Here is a 23,203-nt window from a genome sequence, read left to right as displayed (position 1 = left end):
CAATTGGCAAATATGCTGGCTGTATCTGAAAAATTAAGTCAGGCATACCGTTTAAAAGAATTATTTTATGAAGTAATGGATAGCACGGATAGTGTAGAATATGTTAAACGATTTAAACAATGGCAAGAAAACGTTATGACATATGATATAAAGCAGTTCAATAAATTAATGAAGACAGTGATCGAATGGAAAAATGAAATTATTGCAGCAATTTCAACGGGTTATAGCAACGGATATATAGAAGGATGTAACAATCGAACAAAGGTACTCAAACGGACTTGTTATGGCATATAAAAATTTAAACGAATGAGAAATCGGATACTTTATATGGCTGCATAAAAAAAGAAAATAGCGAGGAGAAATCCCCTCGCTAAAAATTCACTTTATGTTTTTACCCCAACACTTGACAAAGAACCTTAATATTTACCAATATAAAATGTATAATAAGAGTGGCCGCCTCATGGAGCTTAGCAACGCGCCTCGCTCCAAGTTTTAAACTGTAAAATTTTTAGATTCTCTGGATTTTTTTCCAATACTTTATCAAAATATCTTGCAGCCTCTGCGTAGAGACCTAATTTATATGAACAATACCCTATATCTTCATAATACTCTGAAGGATTGCTCAACGAAAGTCTTAAATAAACTTGTCTATATACATTTAATGCCTTACTATACTTTTTCTTTTCTTCCAATATTTTTGTTATTTTTAAAATATTTTCGTTTGAAAAGTCTTCTGCCAGTTCTAAGTAATGATCTAGTGACGATGACTGAATCAATAAAAGTTCCTTCAGTATCGTTTCATAAGCAGGAAATAATTCCTCGTTTAACTTTAAAGTCTCGTCATAAAAGCGCAACACAACCGTTTTAAAAGCTTCATTTAAAGCCTTTATATATTGTTCATTCATTAATTGCTTATTGTTTTGTGCAATACATGCTGACGCCAGCATATGGCTATTTTGCATCATTGATTCCATACTTGTCACATAAAGTTTCTGATAATTTCCTAAGCCCAGCATTTGATATTGCCATAAAGAATCCACTTCAACAGAGAAATCACGTGTCAAAATATTACTATAATAAGCAAATATTTTATTCTTTGGGCAGTTCGACAAATTTTCTATAATAAATGATATATCTTTTTGTGTACGTTCGTATATACCATTAAAAAGAGAAATAACCTCAATCGGATCTGTATTCATCAACAAACGATACACTCGTTGAAATATCTCTGCATTATACTTATGGCGCAGCAATGATTTGCAATAATACGTTAAAGCTTGTTCACTCTGATTTTTTAAAAAATAGATTTCTCCCATAAAAAAATAAACTGCTGTCAAGTGTCCATCAAACGAATTTGCTTGGTAAGAGCCCTTGCTTTCCTGCGCTCTTAGCGAAATTGCTTTTAAGAAATATTGAAGCGCCATTTCATAATTCTTCTGCAACCAGGCAAATCTTCCATAGGCACAATAAAAGTCAGGAGAGTTGGGGAATGTTTGAATAGCACGCTTAATTTCTGCTCTGATTTCATTAGAATCTGCTTCACTGTTGATCAATGCATCAATTACCTTATCGTAAACTGTCTGCTCCGCCCCTAAAGAGGATAATTTTGCCTCAATATGAAGCCGTCCGTATTTAATCGCATTTGCATAATCATCCAATCCATGATAACAATCGCATAAATAACGATAGTGAGCAGGCTTTTCTCCTTCTTCGGCGATTTCTTTTAGCAAAATCGCTAAATTGCGTTGCATTTTTTCCCTGGCAATACTTGTGGAATACCCGGTATGATAGACCTTAATGTCATTTTCCAGCATAAAAATATGGACAGTCCCCTTAGTGTTATAAACCTCTTCGTGAATCGCATTTTTATAGCGCAAATTTAAACGATTGCGGAAAATACGTATATTAACAAAAGATGAAATTTCCTGATCATCTTTATCTATATCAATATTAACAATACGAACACCAATAGCATCACATTTTTTATTGTTATGTACTGTTTTTAGATATTTTTTTAGATTTTCAATTGATTCACTAGGAAAGTATTCATCGGCATCAAGGAAAACAATCCAATCGCCAGTTGCGTGTTGCAAGGCATAATTTTTGGCAGCTGCAAAATCTTGTTTCCATTCATACTGATATATTTTTGCTCCATGACTGCGGGCAATTTCCACCGTTCGATCGGTAGATCCTGTATCTACCAAGATTATTTCCTGGACAAGCCCTTGAATTTTTGCAAAATAGGATTCCATATTTTTTTCTTCATTTTTGGTTATTATACAAGCAGAAATCTTCATACTTCCACCACCTGATCCGCTTTATTGCCTAAAGCTTCCTTGCTCCAAATAATAAATCCATCTATTTCATTATTGTTCATACCAATCTGTTGTGCTTCCTGTAAAAACTGAAGTGCTAAATTATAATCTTGTAATCTATAATAACAATATCCTAGTTCATAAAGAACTTCCATTTTCCCATTAACTAACTCAAATGATAAAATATTTTTATAAAGTTCAACCGCTGAAAGATAATATCCCCTATTTTTTAATATTTTTGCAATAGCCAACCTTTCAATTAAAGAAAAATCCATGGATAATTTAGTATATTGCTGTAAAACAAGCGGCTCATCGACATGAAATAACTGCTGCAAAATTTCTTGATAGGCATCAAATTCTTTTGAAGACAGCATCGGTGCTTCGGCTTGATAGAAACGTACTATGATCTTTTGATAATCGCTCAAGAAATATGGCAATGGATTTTCTATTTGCTTGTAATCCTTTATAAGCATAGCTGAAAGCACTGCAAATTTTTGGTCCGCCTGCAGCTGCCCAGCGGATAATATTTGTATTTTCGAATAGTTTCCTGCAGCCAGCAAAGCTAAAACATCAACGTTTTTTTCTTGTACAAGTTTATTGTAGGCTTGCATATAATAAGCTAAAATTTTTCCTCGCTGTAATTTTTGAATATTGGCAATTAAAAATTCCAAATCAAGTTTCTTGTTTTTATCATAAATTGAATTTAAAAAAGCAATACAATAAACAGGGTCTTCCTCACAAATCAATTGATAGAGCGGCGAAAAAGCATTGATTAAATATTTATCATCTGCCAGTATTTTCTGATAAACTTCAATTGCTTTTGCATAATCATTTTTATATTCATAAAGTTTCCCTAAAACCAAATACGTGAGTCCGACTTTACTGTGAAAAAGGCTGGTCTCCATATCATCATAAACCGCATCCAAATCAAAAGCACGATTAAAAGCTTCTTCCGCCTTATCATATTGCCCCTGATTAAAAAATAGTACACCATATTCCGCATAAAAATCCGGTAAAAGCGGAAAGGCTTTAATTGATTCCTGAATAACCTCTTCTTGTCTGGCAAAATCAGCCCCTTGGCGCTGCAGAGAATTCAGTAAAACACGATAAGATCTGCTAGCATAAGAAATTTCCTTGCGGCCCGTCGCTAGATCCTGACGTGCATATTTTATGGCCTGATCATAATCATCCATACCATAATATGCATCCGCTAAATAGCGATATAGATCAACATTATTGGGGTCATTTGCCAACTGTTTGTGTAATATTTTCAAATTGCGTTCACATTTACTTCGTACCCGGCCACTCGAATAGCCGGTATGCAATAATTCTAATTCAGAACGTTCTATTTTGTACCAGCGATTTTTCCGATTTTTATGCATTAAATATTCATGAACGGTACCAGCAAAACAAAGATTTGGATCACGGCGAAAAATTCTTGTTATGAAAAACTCATCAATCAATCTATTCTCATCATCAATATCAATATTGCTCATATGGGTGATGAAACCATCGCAATCTTTACCATATTGTTTGATAATATGGGGTACGTTTTCGGCCGTTTCTGCAGAAATATATTCATCTGCATCAAGAAAAATGACCCAGTCACCTTTAGCCTTCCCTAATGCAAAATTTTTTGCTGCCGAAAAGTCATTGTTCCATTCATAGTGATAAACTTCCGCACCATATGTTTTTGCCAGTTCCACTGTGTTATCCGTTGATCCTGTATCAACAACTATAATCTGCTGTACAATTTTCTGCACACTTTCAAGACAAGTGCTAATATTTTCGGCTTCATTTTTTACAATTACACAAGCTGAAATCTGCATAATTTTAAGTCTCCTTTATATAAATCAATACTTGAACAAACTTTATTTTTCTAAAATATCTTCAACTATTGACTTAATATAATAAAACAGGAGAATGGCTGCACACCCATTCTCCTGTTTCTTTTGTCCAACGCCTGTCTTACTACAAATTATTGTAATAAGCTGAGTACGCCTGAACCTGATTGATTTGCTTGAGCAAGCATTGCTTGTGAAGCTTGTTTTAATACATTGTTTTTCGTGTACTCAGTCATTTCTTTAGCCATATCCGCATCACGAATTGTGGATTCAGCATTTGTTACATTTTCACTGGAAGTTGTTAAGTTCTGTGAAGTGTAATCTAAGCGGCTTTCAGCGGAACCGATTTTTGTTTGTTGTGTTAAAGCTTTTTGCAAAGCTTTATCAAGGACATCAATAGCTGCTGTTGCACGTTCTTGTGTTGTAACATCAAGATTAAACGTGGTAGTTGAAGACTGTCCTTGGAGGCCAAGTGCTTTTGCACCCATATCACTCAAACCAACACTAATAGTCTGGTTCGCTTTCGTGCCAACTTGCAATTGAATACTGTGATCTTTAGATAAATCATGTGCCGTAATAGCTTCTGTGAAATTATCCAATACTTTATTTACATCTTTTTTAGCATTACCATCTTTATCGGTAACATTAATTGTAAAACCTGCGAGTGCATTAGAAACACCAGCCGTTGTAGTCGCAATGGTAAGAACATTTTTGCCATCTGTTGAGTGAACCGTATAGCCCTGACCATCTTTATTATTTGTAGCTGGAGTCGCACCAGTACCAACAACGCTAGTAGCCGTTGTATTAACAGACAACCCAGTTGCTTGACCGATAATATCACTTATTTTAGTACCAGAAGCACCGTCTGTAATTCTGATGGATGTTGTAACAGTTTTCCCATTTACAACATACGAAATAGAAATCTTATCGCCACTAACAATACCTAAACTTTTTCCATCACGGTTTGTCAAACTAGCAAGAGTACTAGATCCTGTTGTTGCTGTACCTAAAGATTGATTTGTAAAAGCTGATTTTGTAGCTGAAGTTGCACTGGAAGCTGAACCATCAACAAGATATTTACCATTAAATGTTACATTGGCATTATCATTGATCTGGTCAATAGATTGATTCATTTCAGACTGAATTGCTGCCAAATCACTATCTGTATTTGTACCATTGGCTGCATTTAAAACTTTCTGCTTTAAAGTTTTGATGATTTCTACTGTGGAGCTTACGGCACCTTCAGCAGTTTTCAGTAATGACGAACCATTTTGTGCATTCTGATTTGCCTGATCTAATGATTTAATCTGAACTCTCATTCTTTCAGAAATCTGGTAACCGGAAGCATCATCAGCTGCACTATTGATTTTCATACCTGAAGAAACTTTTTTCAAGCTTTTATTAAGCGCTGTACTATTGGTATTCATGATGTTTAATGTGTTTAAAGCCGATAAATTATTTTTAACTACTAATGACATTTTATTTTCCTCCTTGATTTTAAAAACTTATAATTTAGGCATCCTACCTAAACTTGTAAAGTATTACAGCAGTTTCTCTGTCGATCGTCCAGATACTTCTGCTGTTTGACTTTCTTACTATATATATCGTAAGGAATAAGGATACCTTAAGTGTTTTTTTATCTTTTTTTTATTTTTTTTAAAATTTTTGATCCCAGCGAAAGCTTTGATTCGTATATCCTAGTGATTCATAGGCCTGACTGACATCTCGATTGGTTTTTGTTTTATTGAGCCAGATATGCGTTTTCTGCAACAGAACCTTGTTCACACGAATAATTTCCTTTAAAAGAATCTGACCTTGCGGGGATTTAATAAAACTTTGCTCTGGATTCGTTTTAATTTTCTCTTCAAAAAACGTTCGCTGCCGTAGTAAGTCCAAAAAGACATCCGTATCATTTTTATCGAGGAATTTATCCATTTCTTTACTAATTGTCGCAAATTGCTGCCAATCTTCTTTTGCTTGCTCTTCTTGTTCAGGCTTGCACATGATCCATATCACCACCAGATTTATTGGCTTTATCTATTTTGATAATCTCATGCCAGGTATTTCTAAGCTCCGTGATTAAATTTTTGGCCTCTTCCAGTTTTATCGTATCGTTTTTCAGATTTCCTTCAATTAAACAGCGCCGGATATAATCATAAATTGCGAGCCAATCCTGTGAAAAATCATAGTCCATTTTCAACGTAACCATAAACTCTGTAATTATTTTTTGTGCTTTTAAGCAGCTTGTATTCGCCTGCTCATAATTTTTCACCTGCAAATATTTAATAGATTCACTTGTAAATTTAATCGCACCATTATATAACATAAGCGTAAGTTCTGCCGGCGTTGCCGTCATTACCTGTTGGGTGCGATAAGTCTCTGCAGTACGTGCTGCATTATTATACATTATTTATTTCCCCTTTTTCCTTAACTAACCAAGAAAACTTGTAACCGATGTCAGTGAGCTGGTTAATTGCCCCACAGCACTTTCCATATCATTATATTTTGTATAATAATAATCCTGCTTAGCTTGCAATACTTTGAGTAATGCTGCAAGATTCGTATTCATATCCGTAATTTGTGTTCCTAAAGTACTGGTATCACTTACACTGGCTGAAGTACCTGCCTTATCGGAAAAGTTTTTTAGATCTACTGTTAACAAGTTAGATAATCGCGTTGCCACGCCCTGACTGTCCATGTCAGTTGTACTTGTGCTTTTATTATCACCGGCAAGAATTTTATCAACAATTGATGGGTCATCGGCAATCGCTGTCTTCAGCTTATCGGTATCGAGTGTAATATGTCCGTAAGTTTTCCAATCGCCAACAGTAAGCCCAATGCTGCCAGCAGTTTTATAAAGTCCCCCACCAGAGACAGTCATCGTCATTGCATTACGCATATCATCAACCGTCTTCGATAATACTGAGTCATTACGCAAGATACCTGTTTTTGCTTTTGTCTCCCAAGCTGTAATCTCATCAGCGGTCATTGCTGATTTCTGATCTGACGTTAAGGCACCATACGTACTGCTTTTTGTTGCATGCAGCTGCGCGGTCATTTTGTCCAGAAGCGTATTGTAACTATCCACAAAGGTCTGTACGGATTTAACCAGAGTATCCGTATCGGTCCCGATAGATACTGTTGTCGACCCGCTGGTGCTTTTTTTATTCGCTGTATACGTAACACCGGCTACTGTAATCGCATTCGTATCACCTGTATACGTTTGTCCGTCAACCGTAATAGAAGAACTTACACCTGTAATCGTATTAACATTCAATGCCGTCGCATCTAGCGGACTGGATAGCGTTGCTCCATCATAGGTTGCTAAATGCAAATTGGTTAGCAATGTCTTAGTCTGGCTTTCCAACTGGTCACCGCTAATCGTAGATGTATTCGCTGAAATTTTAATAATATTGTCAGCACCGGCTTTTTTATTATAAATATTCATCGTATCATTGGTTGCATCATAAGATGCGGTAATATTTGTATTAGTTGTTTTATCATCCGCTGTTTTTGTCGTAAGGCTTTTAATATCAGATGCCATATCTGTTAAAGTTTTTGTCTGTAAGTCTTTATACGTATAGGAAACAGTACGTTTTTCCGTTGAAGTGGCTGAATCTTGTACATCAAAACTAATCGCCACAGCCAGCGAATCTTTATTATCATCCGTTAACGTAATACCTGCAACATCAGATAACAGCTTACTAGTACTTGTACCCGTCGCCCGTGTAATCGCCGATTTTGATTGCAGGCTGGCATTTCTAGCCACTGTATTTACCGTTACATCATGCGAAAGGTTGAGTGCATCCCCATTTGCTGTCGCCGTCACCACACTGCTGTCACCTGATGTCGTTGTATGCGCAGTCGTTTTACTTTGCAATTTATAATCCGATGCCGTCGCTTTGAATTTTGCAAGTTCTGTATACAAATCAGCATAGGCGGACTTTGTCCATTCGGCAACCGTTTCTTTTTTGTAAGCCGCATCGTATTTACTTTGATACGTAGTGACCGATGCTTTGACTAGTGCATCCATATCCATTCCCGTGTTACTAACAGATACCCCTTTTGTTTGTGACATTTTCTTCTCCTCCTATGCCTTTTTATCCAGAATGATTCCAATCCAGTTATGAATGTTTGTTAACATTTTAATCATATCTTTGGGCGGAAATTCTTTTAATACTTTATTTGTTTTTTGATCGACAAGCTGTACTGCCATCTGATCTATTTTGTCATAATAATGAAATTTTACATCAAACTGCATTTTTTCCATCATTTGATTTAAAGCATCCGTCATTTTGGCAGTTTCTTCTTTGGATATTTCATTTTTTTTCTTTTTTTCCGACTCTTCACTTGCTGTCAATTTTGCTTGAGCCGTTTTATCGGCCGTTTGCGATGTGATTTGGAGGTCTGTTGCCTCCGACGTTTGTGTCTTGTCCTTAACTGGAACAATCGTATCCTTACTTTCGTTCCCAGCTTCATTTGCTTCCTGACGAGTTGGTACCGGCTTCAAAGTAAGATCTGCATTATTTGTTGCTGCAGTACTTACCCCGCTCACACTGTTTATCATCTCATATCCCTCCATAGAAAGTTAATTTCATTCCATTGTAAATAATAAAAAAAGCACCATTTTACTGCATCCTGCAATATTTATTTATTTTTTAAGACATTGCCTAAATCCACATTTTCATGGGAAGAAGCAACTGCTTTTTTATTTTCTTCGACGATTGCCTGATATAATTCGCTCCGATATATTTTAATTGCTTTTGGTGCCTCGATGCCCAGACGGACATTATCACCTTGCACATCGACAACATGGATTATGATATTATCGCCAATCATAATCTGTTGTCCAGGTTTACGCGTAAGAGCCAACATACTTAATTGCCTCCTTTAGGAGAAGCAGTTTCAGAAAACAGGAGATGTTTTGTTTGATATTTGCTTTTTTCCAAAACAATCTGTTTCCCCTGATGCGTATGTATGTTGATCACTACAGGAGCGACTAAATTCGCCGTCATCGTTTTTACATCACGCGGGGGAACTGTAATCATCACATACGAGGCAACTTCCTCCATGCTCCGAATGGCAAGTTCTTCAAGCTGCATGTCATCTAATTCAAATTCATAGTCGGTAAAAAACAAAAATGGATTTGCCATAATAAAGGCAAGATAATCTTGTTTTGCTGACTGCAAATATAAAAAAGGACTGTCATCACTATAGGGAAGAATAATAAATTCATGTTCATCCGGAAACCCGGGAAGACCTTCCTCAAAGGTTATAATATCCGCTTGTGCTAGTTCAATTTCACCAAACCGCGTGGTTTTTACTTTCAAAATTTGGCACCTCCATTATTTATCACGAAATATTCTTCAATTTATGGATGCTATACGTTATATCCAATAAACGATCTACAAATAAGAAACAGTCTGTTTAAGCATAAACATCATATTTGCCTTCAGTCGTCCACAATTTAACGCTGCTTTCACGGTCCAAGTATGTTTTGACCGCTGCTGGTGTATATTGTATATCAAGTGAACCAGGTTGAGGAGATACCTGCACCGAACCATCCTCATTTTTTCCTTTCATTACACTTGGCTGAACGGTGATTTTCGCATCGGGTACTGCCGCTAATCCGATTAGAGCCTCTGGCAGCTGGCTGAGTTTAGCTTTTTCATTCGCCGCAAAAACATTCATTTTTGTCGCACTCTTAACAAGCTGTGTACCAATTCTGGCACGCTTCGCCGTACCTTCTTCTGCTAACTGGAAACCTTTCTTGGCTTCTTCAGCAACTAGAACAGCTGTCGATTTTAAGCCATACGCTGCCCGGCATGCTGTAGTATCAATATCCACCGTCACAGCACTCGGCCATACATTCGCTTGCGCTGGTTTCGATTTCATATCTAATTTCGGCGGTGTCGAATGCATTTCCAGCGTTCCGGGCTGTACTGACATACCGATTTGGGGTTGTGTAGTTCGTGTATTAAGATATAACATATCCGTCAAATCCTTTTGTTTTGTTTATGCTAATTCCCTTTAGCAAGGGGTTTTTGATTTTATAAATAATCTGCCAGTGATTTTGGCAGGATTTTACTGCCAACAGATAACGACATATTATATAAGGTTTCTGCCGTTTTAAGCTGAACAACAAGGGAAGCTACATCGGTAGCACTGGCATTGGTAATATCGCCCGTAATGGTGGTTGCCTGATTTTCCATAGTTGCCTGAAGATCCTTATAAACGCCTGCTCGGGAAGCTACACTCGACTGTGCATTCAAAACACTATCCCTGGCATTATTAGCCAAAGTTAACCCATCACTGGAAACCCAGGAGCTGTCACCCGCTGTCATTTTGGCCTGCATTGTATATAAATCATTTAATACGGAACTGCCTGCCGATCCGCCAAAAATATCCGTTGAGCCAAAAAGATCACTGCCTGTCACATTCACACTATCACGAACCGGATCAGATGGTCCATTTTGCACCGGCATGGAAATCTTCTTATCATCCCCATGATACGTAACAACATATTGAGAAACAGTTTGAAAAGATAGTGTCGTCCCAGCTGTTGTTGTAAGAGCCGCCGGAGCCGGAGTTACCAAAGCCCCTGTTGTTGTAAAATAAGTTCCGACTGTAGAGGTGCTGGGAGCCGTTCCTACAGCATCCGTTGCTGCAACCGCTGTTTGCCCTTTAGCCATAGCGTCTTTATAACCGTTATCGACAAAATCTTTCGTGTAGATATTCTTGCTTGTCATATCCAAATAATATTCTTTGTTATCCGATCCGGTCATGGCGAGCATTTGATTCAGACCACCTACCTGAGTTCCACTAAAAAAACTTGCTTGTTTCTCATCGAGTGTTTTCGTTAAACCGCGATCAATTTTTCCGGATGAAATACTAAACGGCATCGTCGTATCACTCTGACCAGAAAAAACATAACGCGTTCCCACTTGTGAATTCGCATCCGTTACAATTTGCTGAATCATACCATTGACATCTGTTGCGGCTGCTTGAAGATCGACCGTTTGATTTGTACCATTGGCAGCGGCTGTTGTCTTTTCAACCACACTCTTCATGATATCCGTTATATTCGTCATAGCTCCATCAGCCGTAGTCATCCAGGACGTCGCCGATTTCAAATTATCTGTATACTGTGTATTCTCGGCCAGCGTATTTTTAAAAGTCATAGTCTTGGTATAATTCACTGGATTATCAGAAGGGCGGTGCATGGAATTCCCATCGGATTGTTCCATAAGATTCGCCTGCTTGGCATAAGAGCGGTTTAACTGTTGCAAATAATTGGCTGTCATCATATTACTACTAACGCGCATTTAAATCACTTACCTTCCTACTGTACCAGTACTATTAATCAATTTATCAAGCATTTCATCCATCGTTGTAAGACAACGAGCACAAGAGCTATAGCCTTTTTGAAATTTAATCATGTTTGTTAGTTCTTCATCCCAATTGACACCTGATGTACTGGAGCGCCAGTTTGTCGATACGGTAAGAAGGTCTTCCTGATTGGTTACGGTATTATCCGTGGCTTGGGCGTCACTGCCCAGCTTGTTCGTAACACCTGTATAATAAGCGGCAAACGTTGTATTGCCCAAAGAACCACTTGCCGAATCGGCTGTATCATGAAGAAGTCCCCCCAAAAGCGTAGCATTTGCTGCCCCGGCAGAACCCTCACCACTAGATCTGGCAGCAATCAAACTCGTTCCGTTCGTTGCCAGAATAGCCGTATTGACAGTAAGTGAATTGATAATATCAATGGGTTTCAAAGTCGTCGTCGTGCCCAGCGAGTCTGTCTTCGTTGTTGTCCCTGATCCATATTTATACGTATCACTTGTTTCTCCATAAAAATTAACACCTTTATTATTATTTAAATCGTAGCCGGCTTTATGCTGATCATTAAATGTTGTCAGCAAATAACTGCCCATTGCTGCCATATTGTCGATATAACCTTTGTTTTCCGCAATAGAGTCCTGCAAGCCTTTGATTTCTCCATTTCCCGCATCATAGGCTCCGCCAGTTTCCGCAATCGTAATCACGTCATCGTTGACACCATAATCTAAATTAGGAGTTGATGTCACCTTGAGCGTCAAACGGGTATGGGCATCAACCAACGTATTTCCATTGCTGACAATTGAATAACTGCCATCTGATTTTTGATCAACACTAACTTTCACTAATTTGGAAAGCTGATCCACTTTCAGATCCCGGCTGTCTCTTAAATCATTGGCCATGGCTCCCGTTGACTCTGCTTGCGTGATCTGCTTATTTAAGTCCAAAATATCGCTGGTCAGGCCATTCACGGTCTTTACCTGTAATTCCAATTGCGTATTTTCATCGCTAATCAGTGTCTGGGTTTTCGCAGTGGACGATTGCAGGTTTTGTGCCAGCTTATCTCCTGCGGAGACAACGGTTTGACGAGTCGTGGTTGTTGTACTTTGCCCGGCATCGGAAGCTAACGCTTTCCAAGCACTCCAAAAATTATTAATGGATTTTTGAACCCCAGTATCTGTTGAATCATTGTAGATCGCTTCTAGTTTATCATAATTCGTCTGCCGTGTATCCGCATAGTTCAAATCAGAACTATCTTTCCGATAAGCTTTATCGGCAAAAGCATCACGAGCCCGTGTAACTGAAATCGTATTAACACCCGTTCCCAGCTCCGCGGAACCGTACATTGTTGGTACGGTTTGGGATTTTGTTGCCGCTAAATTGACATTTTGGCGAGAATATCCGTCGACACTTGCATTAGTAATATTATGCCCTACTGTGTCAAGCGATACTTGATTGGCATTTAGTCCGCTGAACATAGTATTTAATCCAGCAAAAGTTGATCTCATAAACTTCACCCATTTCTTTCCCTAAATTATCTGATCGAACATCTTTTTTTTACACACAGCTGCACTGCTGGCACCTTTTGGTGCATAGGTTGTATCCGCAACAGTTTGACTTATAATATTAATATTAAAATTAATAAACTCGATAGTTTTATGAAGCAAACTGCTATTTTTCGCATTTTTTTCTTTTAATTCGAGAACGATCATCCTCAATCGTTGTTCGAGCTGACTAACCGTATCTTCAGACGTCATTGAGTTTTGGTTTACATTTATAGTGTTTTCTGAATGATCTTGCAATAGCTTTTGTTTTTTTCGTTCTAACAGCGAAAACTGATTGATGATCTGCTCCGTTTTCATTGTCACGTCTGCTGAATTTTGTGCATCTCCTGCCAGAAGGTATTGCTTTTGCAAATCGCCAAAGGAAAGCAGCTGCCGCCCTAAGGTTATTTGTGCCTTGAGCATTATGATCAGTTCTGTCACCAGCGATTCCCCTTTTCTTATGCTTTAAAATCGAATTTCTTCGTTTTCAAAACAGTTTCTTTGCCTTCCGCAGCATACGTATTGCCGACACTGGCATCTGATAATCTATTTAAATTGTAGTTTACTGCTGATAAAGCACCTGAAATAAGCAGCTCATTGGTTGCGCTATTTTCTGTAACCTGAGCCACTATCGTATTCAATTCTTCATGTATATTTTTTAAAACAGCTGCTTCTTTATTACTGCATAAGGAAAACAAATCTGTCATTTTAGCCATTGGTTCGATTATATGTTCAGCAGCTGCTATTTTTTGTAAAACAATTTCACGCTCTTTTTCAAGCTTTCCTACCGTTGCAATTAAAGACTGCTCTTTTGTTAGCAAATCTTCCAATGCTGTCATATCGACTTGAACAAGAACTTTTCGTTTATCTTTGCTTACACGCAGCATGGCTTTATAAGTTTCCAGTAATTTACTCATTACATCAATGAATTCCTGCCACATAAAGATTTCAACCTCACTTTTCTACCATTAGAATCTCATATTTAGTATCTTGTCCGCCAGACCTTTTGGATCAATCTGATACAGGCCTGCACCAATCTGTGCCGAATACGTATCCACTTTATCCTGTCTGACTTCTGGCATAGATTGCGCTTTTTGCAGTATTTGACTGAAAGATTGTGCCTGTGTAGACAATAATACTTCGTCTTTACTTATGCCAGTATCAGAAGATTCCTCTTTCACCGCAGTCTTGATTTTTTTGCTGTTGGCTGCATATGCACCGGCCACAGCTTGAATATTGTTGTTAATAATCATGATGTTCACACTCGCCCTCTTTGGGTTACCCATCCACGGGTTTATAACTATACTATTTTATCGTACAAAAAAGCGAGAATATTAATTCTCGCTTTTAGTTTGTTTTATTTACTTATCTTCCATTATCTCGCTTTAACGTCAATTATCTTGGCTTTATATCTTTTTGTCAGGAAAGTCTCTTTTTCTGGGCTTATCGGGTCATATTTTTTGTATACATCCCTTTTCCTGCCACATCTTTCTTTTCTTTCACCTGTATTGCTTCACGCTTAGCCTGACTATCCTGAATGTCTTTTAAAATACGGTGATTGCATTCCTCACACAAACGACCTCGTACAATATCCGTCCCGCATTTTTCACAAGGATAGGTGACCTGAAATTCATCCATAAAACGGCCATTTTTGATCATCCGAAAAATTGTTTTTTCCTTAACCCCGGTTGCTTCATGAATTTCTTCTACCGATGATTTAGGATTGTCCCTCACATAACTTGCAACGACCTCTTCATTTTCCTGTTCCAATCTATAACAATCCGGGCACATGCCCGCTGCCGTTTTAATACAAAGTTTCCCACATTCTGGACAATTTCCTACATTATTCATAAAACATGCCCCCTCTTTTCTATCTTTTTCTCTTATTATATAGACTTTTTATACTTTACGCAAATTGATTTTTCTTTTATTGAAAAATAACAAAAAATTCCGTATATTTATGGCAAAGAGCTTTCTACTAGGCATCACTCGCCAAAGTTAAACCGCAAATTCTCGTTGCTCCCGCTTGTTTTAAGACTATTGCACATTCTTGTATGGTAATACCAGTCGTAAAAATATCATCTACGAGTAAAACTTTTTTGCCTCTTACATTCAGACCTTCACGCAGCGAAAAAGCCTCCCGCATATTAATTCTACGCTCCATAACTGTCATTTTATACTGCGGGTTTGTATCCCGGCAGCGAATTAAAGCCTCCAGCCAAGTCAGCTGACAACCATCCGCCCATGGATGGAATATTTTTTCAGCCTGATTGAAGCCGCGTGCTTGTAATTTTTTACTATGAAGCGGCACCGGTATAACATAGTCAACTCCCGCAAATTCTGCCTTTGGCAATGCAACGTCTAACAATGTATGGATTGCCGGAAGCATTGCCAGTTTCTTTTGGTATTTTAAGGCTTGAATGAACTTTTTCATACCACCTCGATAGCGGCCTACGGCGCGGACCATGCTTATATTGTCTTGCATCAAAATTGACAGAGGTAATTTATGCACTTGGATCGTTTGATCCAAACATACTGGGCACCAAGCTCCTACTGTATCCACATAAGCACCGCACAAAGGGCAGTGTGGTGGAAATAGAAAATCAACAATCGTCGTATAGATGGTGTTGAGCATGCTTTCCCTCTGCCTCCTTTATGTTAGCACTGCATTTCCCCGCGCAGCCGTTCAGCTAACAATGTATACCGTTTTTTTGTACGATCACTGAGCACTGCCGTATGCAGTGCTGGTTTTGTCCCCAGCAGGATAACTCGTTTCTTCGCTCTTGTAACGGCTGTATACAGGAGATTGCGCTGCAGCATAATATGATGGCCCGGAATCAAGGGCATAATAACAACTGGATATTCGCTGCCCTGACTTTTATGCACGCTCATGGCATAGGCAAGCTGAAGTTCAAGTAATTCATTTTTCTCATAGACAACGCTGAGCTCAGGGTAACGTACCGTAACTTTTCCTTCATGAATGTCTTCAATAAAACCAATATCACCATTAAAGACATTTTTCGTGTAATTATTACGCGTTTGCATTATTTTATCCCCCTGACGAAAGATCTGATGGTTGTGAATCACTTCCGCTTTGAATTCATCCGCCGGATTCAAAGCTTTTTGCAAGAGTTTATTGAGATTTTCCACTCCACAATCAAGGCGATGCATTGGTGAAAGTACCTGTACATCTTCACGGACATGAAATCCCTGCCTGGGAAGTTCATTAAGGCAAAGATCAACAATAGCGGCCGCAACCTGAGCACTATCCAAAATTTCTCTAAACTGAAAATCTTCACTTGATTTACAGTCAGGTAAAAACCCGCCATTGATCGAATGAGCATTCAATACAATCATACTCTCGCCCGCCTGCCGAAACACTTCAGTCAAGCGGACAGTCGGTATAACTGCCGACCGCAATATATCTTTCAGTACCGCTCCCGGTCCAACAGCAGGCAGTTGATCGACATCTCCCACCAAAATCACGCGGCAGCCATCCGGAACTGCTTCTAAAAAATACTGCATCAATGTAATGTCCATCATTGATACTTCATCCAAAATAATAACATCCGCTTCCAGCGGATCATCACTGTCGCGAGCAAATGCTGGCATACCTGCTTCGCGGCTGCCGGTTGATTCAAGCAGTCGATGAACAGTTACCGCCTTGCGTCCAGTTGCCTCGCTGAGGCGTTTTGCGGCACGACCTGTCGGTGCGCCCAGAGCAATAAGCATTCCCTGTTTTTCTAAAACTCCAATCATACCACGAACAACGGTTGTTTTCCCTGTACCAGGGCCACCCGTTAAAACGAGGATACCATGTTCAAGCACGGATTCGATAGCTTGTCTTTGCTTTTGCGCAAGCCGAATATCCGCTTCTGCTTCCCAGTCTGCAACTTCCTGCAATGCATCAACGGCAGCAAACGTTTCGGTTTTTTCCTGTAAATATAAAAGACGTTCTGCTACTTTTTTCTCCGCACAATAAAGATAATGAGGATAGATGAGCGTTGTCCCCATCATCGTCTCCGTTGACAATCGATTCATCGCTAAAAGCTGTTTTAAGGTATCGGCTACTTCTTCATGTGCAACCAAAATAAGTTTTGCTGTCTGGGCAATGATGATTTCTTCCGGCACGCAGCAATGCCCGGAGTTTGCAATCTGCAGCAGCGCAAAATCAATACCTGCGGCAATACGATCTGTAGATGATTTTTCGATACCTACGGTGCCGGCAATTTGATCTGCTGTACGAAAACCTATACCATCAACCTCACGAGCCAGGCGATATGGATCGTTTTCAATCGTTTCAATGGAAAACGATCCGTATTTGGCAAATATCTTAGCTGCATAGGCACCAGACACTCCATGTGTTTCTAAAAACAACATAAGTTCACGCAACTCCGATTGTTCACTATACGAATCATGGATTTGCGCAGCTTTCTTTTTCCCAATTCCATTTATTTCCAATAGTCGCTTTGAATGGTATTCGATAATTTCCAACGTATCCAAGCCAAATTCAGCCACAAGAAGTTTAGCCATGGCTGGACCAACGCCCTTGATTACCCCAGAGCCAAGAAAACGTTCAATCCCGGCCAGACTGGTCGGTGCAACATGCGACATGGCCTGTACTTTAAACTGATCCCCAAATTTGGGGTGGATAATCCACATGCCTTTCATCGCCAGTTGTTCACCAACCAAAGGTGCGGGAGCATTCGCTGTAACGTTAATAAGCCCCCGGCCCTTACCAGGGCGCAGCTTAAACACAGTAAAATTGCCATCACTACTGGCAAATATAATGTTTTCTACAATGCCCTCAATTTCTTCCAAAACCTTTTCTTCCACCAAAACGTCCTCCGCTCATACCTTGACTCTATTCGTACTTGTGTTCTATTTTGTTTTATATTCCGCGAAAAAAAGAAAACTCCTGCAAAAATCGCAAATCATATATAAGTTACATTAAATATTCTTTGCATTTATTCTTCGCTCGTAAGTCCAGACCATACATCATACTTCATGGTTAGTTCTGCTTCTTTTTTTGTATATGCATTGGCTATTTCCTGACTTTTCAGAGGATCTGCTTGTACAGCTGCATCATTCATTTGATAATCAAGCCCTTTTAGTTCCATTTCAAGCATCGCAATTTCTGCCTCGCAGCGTTGTATAAGATCATTGCGTTTATCCGTACTCATAACCTGCGGTCGATTATTTTTGGCCGCTTTATTATTTTTTGCTAAAACTGCACTTGGGCTGACTTCCTCAGCGTTTATTCTTTTTTTCGCCCGGGCGTGACGCGCCGCATTTTCCGCTGCAAGTTCAGCTGCAATTTCACTCGCTTCTTTTGCCGCAAATAGTTTCTTTTCATGATAATAGCTATAATTTCCATTATATTCCTTCAAAATGCCAGCTGACAATTCGCAGGTGCAGTTTGTTACTTTATCAAGGAAATACCGATCATGCGATACTGTAATAAAAGTTCCTGGAAAAGCCATGAGAGCTTCTTCAACGGCCTCTTTCGCCGGAATGTCCAAATGATTGGTTGGTTCATCTAAGATAAGAAAATTTGCCCCTGTAAGCATGAGTTTCAAAAAGGCCAGTCTGGATTTTTCGCCACCGCTGAGATCTCCGATGATCTTATATACATCATCTCCATAAAAGAGAAAAGACCCCAAATAACGGCGGGCTTGTTCTTCCGTAATTCCATATTCAAAAAGAAGCTCATCAATCAAGCGATTGGCCTCATTGAGTCCTTCATGCTGCTGTGAATAATAACCAATTTTAACCCGGCTGCCAATTTTCACTCGACCTGTAGGCGATTCCAGCTCACCAATCAAAAGACGCAGCAATGTTGTCTTGCCAGCACCATTGGGTCCCACCAGCGCCACACCATCACCATTTCTAATTAATAAGGACAATTTCTTAAAGATATCTTGTTGACCAAAAGTCATTGATACTTCTTCAAGTTCCGCAACCCGCTGCGCACATTCCGCCGGTGGATTAAATGAAAAATAATTAAAACCGACACTGTTAGGCGGCAGCAAAATTCGGTCTAGTCGATTTAATTGTTTTTCCCGGCCGCGTGCCTGTTTCGATTTGATACCTGCTTTATATTTACGGATATACTCTTCTGTATTTTTTATATGGACTTGCTGCTTTTCATACGCCGATTCCAATGCGGCATGGCGGTCTTCCTTAACCCGCGTAAAGCGTGTGTAATTCCCCGCATAATCAATCACCGTTTTATTTTCAAGTTCAATAATGCGTGTTGCTACCCGATCCAGAAAAAAACGATCATGCGATATAAGCAAAACACCGCCCTTATACGACTTCAGAAAATCTTCGAGCCACTCAATCATTTCAATATCCAGATGATTCGTCGGTTCGTCCAAAAATAAGAAGTCCGGCTCTCTAAGCAGCGCTTTGGCTAAGCAAATACGGGTTTTTTGCCCACCAGAAAAATGTCCAACATTTTTTTTAAAATCTTCGTCGGTAAAACCCAGTCCATAGGCTATCCGACGGATACGGCTTTCATAATCATATCCGTCCAGACGTTCAAACTGATCAACGATTTTGCTATACTCTTCCATTAGCGATTCCATGACTGCATCATCCGTGGCCTGCTCAATTTGAGATTCCAGTTTTGCCTTTTCTTCTGCCAAATGCAGGATGTCGCTAAAGGATTGCCGCAGTTCTTCATAAAGCGACCAGTCACCAAAAGATGTTTCCTGTTCTAAATAACCGACCGTATCGGCTGTATCAAACTGGATGTGACCTCCATCATATTCATCGAGTCCCATCAGGCAGCGCATCAATGTACTTTTTCCGGCACCATTTGCTCCGACAAAGCCAACTTTGTCACCACGTGTCACCTCGAAGCTAACGCCATGAAATAACTCTTCTATACCAAATGATTTGCTTAAATCATTAACCTTTAAAATCCCCATACGATCACTCCAAACTATATTACCATAAGCTTCTTTATTTTATCACAAAAAACACCGCACCGTCATCCATCTAGAGCACACAGCATAAAAAAGCTGAGCTTTTAAATCTCAGCTCAGCTTTTAAACTATTTTTATTATAATTATTTGTAATCTTTACCGATTACGACTGTAGCCTGACCCGTATCGCCACCAGAATTGATGGTATAAACGAATGGCAGCCCGGAAAATTTATCTGCATCTCCAGCGCCAGCTGTAATCGTTGTATTCTTTTGTGACGACGAACTACCGGTCGATACATCCGTGACATCCAGTCCCTGACGCCGTAAAATACCGGCTACTTCTGCGCCAGCACCGTTAATGCCGCTTGAATTAATCACCCTGACACTGAGTTTCGCTGTCTTTTTCGGTTCAGGAACTTCTTCTTTTTTCTTTTTAGCAGCATCCGCCTTGTCAGTCACTGCTTTTTCTGTTTTCAGCTCAGCTTCACGAGCTTTCTTAACAGCCTCAGCATCGTCAACGACTTTCATATTCTTCGGAATGGAAGCTTCATATTCCTGCACTGTTGTGTTCATAGATTTTTCCACTTTAGCATCCATTTTCACATCCAGCAGTTCCGCTAAGGTTTGCCGAAGTTTTTGAATGTCTGGAATCCAATAACTTATATCCTGAATATAAGCTGGTTTGCCAGGAACCATTTCTGTATTCAGTCCATTATCGCGGGCATCTTTTAATATATTCACCAGACTAATCATCTTGCTCGCCGACATATCCGTTTCCAAGGCTGAACTTACTTCCTTAATAATAGCTGGCAATTTTGTAATAATCGACGGTGAGATGATTTTATCCAAAACAGCTTTCATAAAATGCTGTTGGCGAGTAATACGCCCAATATCCCCTTCTGAATCACGATATCTTACATATTGAATCGCAGTCTTACCATCCATATGCTGCTGTCCCGGCTTCAGATCAATGACCAGTCCGCCATCATCATCCCAAGGATCTTCATAATACATCCGTTTCTCAACATCAATATCAATCCCGCCAATCGCGTCGATTACCCGTTCAAAAGCCTGAATATCAATGACTATATAGTAATCCATTGGCACTCCGAGAAAATTTTCAACTGTTTTTTGCGTGAGCTTATGTCCACCAAACGCGTAGGCATGATTGATTTTATCATACCCGTTTCCCTCGATTTTCACCCGAGTATCACGAGGAATCGATAAAATTGCCGCTTTCTTTTTATTTGGATCAACCGTAGCCACCATGAGCGTATCCGACCTGCCCACATCATCAGCACGGCGGTCTACTCCCATGATCATAATTGTGACCTTATCTTCGGCAACCATCATGCCTTCTGCTGTTTGTGCTTTGTTTTTAAGAATATTCGAATCAAACCAATAATACGATGCTCCTACAATACCGGCTGCTAAAAGCAAAACAAGTAATATAGCAAGTACACGCTTACTGCTGCGTCTCGTCCTACGCTTCTTACGCGTTTCCTGCAAGTAAACGTCCCCCTTTAATAAATTCATATTTTGACAAAAACAAAGTCCCTACATTCACAGGGACTATTCAACAGTATAACAAAAATCATCGTACTTTTCAATATAGGTATATTGATTGATAATTCATTATAATGAATTTCTATGAAAAATATCTTTTCTTTTTAATAAAAATTCATTATAATGAAATCATATTAAAATGTTTATGGTGTTGTATATGATAAAATTGTTAACAAAAAATTTACGTCCTGGTATGATTACGGGCCAGGGTATATATCATGGAAATGGCAGTTTCCTTTTAACGCGCGGTACACGTCTCACTGCTGCCTATATTCAAAAATTACAAGATCTGGATGTTCAATCTGTAATTGTCACTGCTTTGAATCCACTTTTAAATATATTCCCCCCTGAAGACATCATTCAGGAAAAAACACGAATTAAAGCGATTCGCAATGTTTTTGATGTCTTTAAACAATGTAAATTGACAGATAATCTAAATGTATCTTCTTTGAAACTCACCACTGAATCCATTATTTTTGATATTATTGCCAAACATTCCAACCTTGCACAAATCAACGACATCCGAATCCATGATGATTATACATTTTCACATTCGGTGAATGTTGCCGTATTGGCATCTATGCTTGGTGCACTCTGTAAAATAACCAAACAAGAACTGGTTGAATTGACTTTAGGTGCTTTATTACATGATATTGGAAAAACAAAAACGCCGTTGGAAATTTTAAACGACCCGTTGCCGCTTACCGATGATGAATATAATATTATTCGCCAGCATCCAAGTGATGGCGCTGCTATTTTGCGCAAAGCAAAACATTATTCAACAATTCCAATGTACATTGCAGCACAACATCATGAACGATATGATGGCTCTGGTTATCCACATAAAATAGGCCAAGAAAAAATACATAAATTTGCCCGTATTACAGCTATTGCCGATGTATACGATGCGCTTACCAGCAATCGCCCATATAAGAAAGCCTATCGTCCAGATGTCGCTTATCAAATTATGACAAAATGTTCGCATGGTCAGTTTGACTTGACTTTATTGACAACATTTTTTAATAATGTTGCAATCTATCCGGTTGGAACCGTATTAAAGACCAAATTTGGTTATGCAATTGTAAAAAAAGTTGAATCTGGCTGGACCAGGAAACCACGCATTGATATTTTTGCTAATGATGAACGCATTGGTTTTGCTAACCCTAAAACAATTGACCTTAAAGATTTTCCTGAAAACATGATTGAGTCAGTACTTGATGCAGCTCAACTAGCTGCAATTATTGAACTCACAGGAATTGATCCTGAATCGTACCTATCGAAGTCTGGAAAAAAGTAAAGCTAACCTTTTTAGAAACCTCCCTTATTAAAAAGGGGGTTTTTTCTCATTTCAGGGGAAAACGTTTTTTCCATACGAAAAAAGCACCCATATACATGAGTGCTTTTCATTTAACTGGCAGTTTTCTATCCTCCCAGGGCGTTTCCACCCAAGTACTTTCGACGTTCAAGTGCTTAACTACTGTGTTCGGTATGGGAACAGGTGGGTCCACTTGGCTATCACTACCAGATATTCTTTTTTTAGATATCGCTGCCTTCCGCTTTCGCCTCAGACTACTCCATCTTAAGAGTTTGTTCTCTCAAAACTATACAGAAGAAAGAAATGTTCGCATTTTAGTTTTCGTTCTGGCTTTAAGTCAAGCC

22 protein-coding genes and 1 rRNA gene are annotated in these 23,203 nt (G+C 39.1%); 2 read left to right on the top strand and 21 right to left on the bottom strand.

Going from position 1 to position 23,203, the window contains the following annotated elements:
* On the top strand, window positions 1-294 hold a 294-nt coding region (locus F606_RS22075; protein ID WP_019555475.1), incomplete at its 5' end, for a transposase.
* A 173-nt stretch (window positions 295-467) separates the two neighbouring features.
* Here the strand turns inward: F606_RS22075 and F606_RS0119015 are convergent.
* The 20 genes from F606_RS0119015 to F606_RS0118920 all read right to left on the bottom strand — a co-directional run bounded on the left by F606_RS0119015 (window position 468) and on the right by F606_RS0118920 (window position 21,487).
* A complete protein-coding gene (locus F606_RS0119015; protein WP_019555474.1) occupies window positions 468-2,297 on the bottom strand; it encodes a glycosyltransferase in 1,830 nt (609 codons plus the stop codon).
* Window positions 2,294-4,144: a tetratricopeptide repeat-containing glycosyltransferase family 2 protein gene (locus F606_RS22480; RefSeq protein ID WP_019555473.1), complete on the bottom strand. Its 1,851-nt coding sequence runs from the start codon at window positions 4,142-4,144 to the stop codon at window positions 2,294-2,296. The genes F606_RS0119015 and F606_RS22480 overlap by 4 nt, the downstream gene beginning before the upstream one ends.
* A 149-nt stretch (window positions 4,145-4,293) precedes the next feature.
* Window positions 4,294-5,637 carry a flagellin N-terminal helical domain-containing protein gene (locus F606_RS0119005; protein WP_019555472.1) on the bottom strand — a complete coding sequence of 448 codons (1,344 nt, stop codon included), beginning with the start codon at window positions 5,635-5,637 and terminating at the stop codon, window positions 4,294-4,296.
* A 178-nt stretch (window positions 5,638-5,815) separates the two neighbouring features.
* Entirely contained in the window at window positions 5,816-6,163 is a 348-nt protein-coding gene (locus F606_RS21715; RefSeq protein WP_019555471.1) for a hypothetical protein, read from the bottom strand.
* Entirely contained in the window at window positions 6,150-6,566 is a 417-nt protein-coding gene (gene fliS / locus F606_RS0118995) for a flagellar export chaperone FliS (protein WP_019555470.1), read from the bottom strand. Before fliS ends, F606_RS21715 begins: the two co-directional genes overlap by 14 nt.
* 24 nt (window positions 6,567-6,590) lie before the next feature.
* A complete protein-coding gene (gene fliD, locus F606_RS0118990; RefSeq protein WP_019555469.1) occupies window positions 6,591-8,237 on the bottom strand; it encodes a flagellar filament capping protein FliD in 1,647 nt (548 codons plus the stop codon).
* Between the two features lie 12 nt (window positions 8,238-8,249).
* Window positions 8,250-8,726 (bottom strand): flagellar protein FlaG, encoded by a 477-nt coding sequence (locus F606_RS0118985; RefSeq protein WP_019555468.1) that lies wholly within the window; start codon window positions 8,724-8,726, stop codon window positions 8,250-8,252.
* A gap of 80 nt (window positions 8,727-8,806) precedes the next feature.
* The gene (gene csrA / locus F606_RS0118980) at window positions 8,807-9,034 is read right to left on the bottom strand and encodes a carbon storage regulator CsrA (protein WP_019555467.1); all 228 of its coding nucleotides are present in this window, start codon (window positions 9,032-9,034) and stop codon (window positions 8,807-8,809) included.
* Window positions 9,035-9,036: 2 nt separating this feature from the next.
* The gene (gene fliW / locus F606_RS0118975) at window positions 9,037-9,489 is read right to left on the bottom strand and encodes a flagellar assembly protein FliW (protein WP_019555466.1); all 453 of its coding nucleotides are present in this window, start codon (window positions 9,487-9,489) and stop codon (window positions 9,037-9,039) included.
* Window positions 9,490-9,586: 97 nt separating this feature from the next.
* Window positions 9,587-10,150: a DUF6470 family protein gene (locus F606_RS0118970; protein WP_019555465.1), complete on the bottom strand. Its 564-nt coding sequence runs from the start codon at window positions 10,148-10,150 to the stop codon at window positions 9,587-9,589.
* Between the two features lie 59 nt (window positions 10,151-10,209).
* Window positions 10,210-11,484, bottom strand: coding sequence for a flagellar hook-associated protein FlgL (flgL, locus tag F606_RS0118965; protein ID WP_019555464.1), 1,275 nt, complete (start codon window positions 11,482-11,484; stop codon window positions 10,210-10,212).
* A 9-nt stretch (window positions 11,485-11,493) separates the two neighbouring features.
* Window positions 11,494-13,008, bottom strand: coding sequence for a flagellar hook-associated protein FlgK (gene flgK, locus F606_RS0118960; RefSeq protein WP_019555463.1), 1,515 nt, complete (start codon window positions 13,006-13,008; stop codon window positions 11,494-11,496).
* A gap of 21 nt (window positions 13,009-13,029) precedes the next feature.
* Window positions 13,030-13,485, bottom strand: a complete 456-nt coding sequence (gene flgN / locus F606_RS0118955; RefSeq protein WP_019555462.1) for a flagellar export chaperone FlgN — start codon at window positions 13,483-13,485, stop codon at window positions 13,030-13,032.
* A gap of 17 nt (window positions 13,486-13,502) precedes the next feature.
* Window positions 13,503-13,985, bottom strand: coding sequence for a flagellar protein FlgN (locus tag F606_RS0118950; protein ID WP_019555461.1), 483 nt, complete (start codon window positions 13,983-13,985; stop codon window positions 13,503-13,505).
* 27 nt (window positions 13,986-14,012) lie between these two features.
* A complete protein-coding gene (gene flgM / locus F606_RS0118945; protein WP_211210111.1) occupies window positions 14,013-14,297 on the bottom strand; it encodes a flagellar biosynthesis anti-sigma factor FlgM in 285 nt (94 codons plus the stop codon).
* A 190-nt stretch (window positions 14,298-14,487) separates the two neighbouring features.
* Complete coding sequence (locus tag F606_RS0118940; RefSeq protein WP_019555459.1) at window positions 14,488-14,895, bottom strand: hypothetical protein; 408 nt, start codon at window positions 14,893-14,895, stop codon at window positions 14,488-14,490.
* 127 nt (window positions 14,896-15,022) lie between these two features.
* On the bottom strand, window positions 15,023-15,679 hold the full coding sequence (locus F606_RS0118935) for a ComF family protein (RefSeq protein WP_019555458.1): 657 nt from the start codon (window positions 15,677-15,679) through the stop codon (window positions 15,023-15,025).
* 23 nt (window positions 15,680-15,702) lie between these two features.
* Entirely contained in the window at window positions 15,703-17,865 is a 2,163-nt protein-coding gene (gene recD2, locus F606_RS0118930; protein ID WP_026329496.1) for an SF1B family DNA helicase RecD2, read from the bottom strand.
* A 146-nt stretch (window positions 17,866-18,011) separates the two neighbouring features.
* Window positions 18,012-19,979 carry an ABC-F family ATP-binding cassette domain-containing protein gene (locus F606_RS0118925; RefSeq protein ID WP_019555456.1) on the bottom strand — a complete coding sequence of 656 codons (1,968 nt, stop codon included), beginning with the start codon at window positions 19,977-19,979 and terminating at the stop codon, window positions 18,012-18,014.
* Window positions 19,980-20,119: 140 nt separating this feature from the next.
* Complete coding sequence (locus F606_RS0118920) at window positions 20,120-21,487, bottom strand: LCP family protein (protein ID WP_019555455.1); 1,368 nt, start codon at window positions 21,485-21,487, stop codon at window positions 20,120-20,122.
* 214 nt (window positions 21,488-21,701) lie between these two features.
* Here F606_RS0118920 and F606_RS0118915 point away from each other — a divergent pair, with 214 nt between their 5' ends.
* Window positions 21,702-22,841 carry an HD-GYP domain-containing protein gene (locus F606_RS0118915; protein WP_019555454.1) on the top strand — a complete coding sequence of 380 codons (1,140 nt, stop codon included), beginning with the start codon at window positions 21,702-21,704 and terminating at the stop codon, window positions 22,839-22,841.
* A gap of 112 nt (window positions 22,842-22,953) precedes the next feature.
* Here F606_RS0118915 and rrf read toward each other — a convergent pair.
* Window positions 22,954-23,070, bottom strand: a 5S ribosomal RNA gene (gene rrf / locus F606_RS0118910).
* Between the last annotated feature and the right edge of the window lie 133 nt (window positions 23,071-23,203).

The sequence above is a fragment of the Propionispira raffinosivorans DSM 20765 genome, assembly GCF_000381065.1.
Classification (GTDB): Bacteria; Bacillota; Negativicutes; order Selenomonadales; family Selenomonadaceae; genus Propionispira; species Propionispira raffinosivorans.
This window is presented reverse-complemented; position numbering and strand designations above follow the sequence as displayed.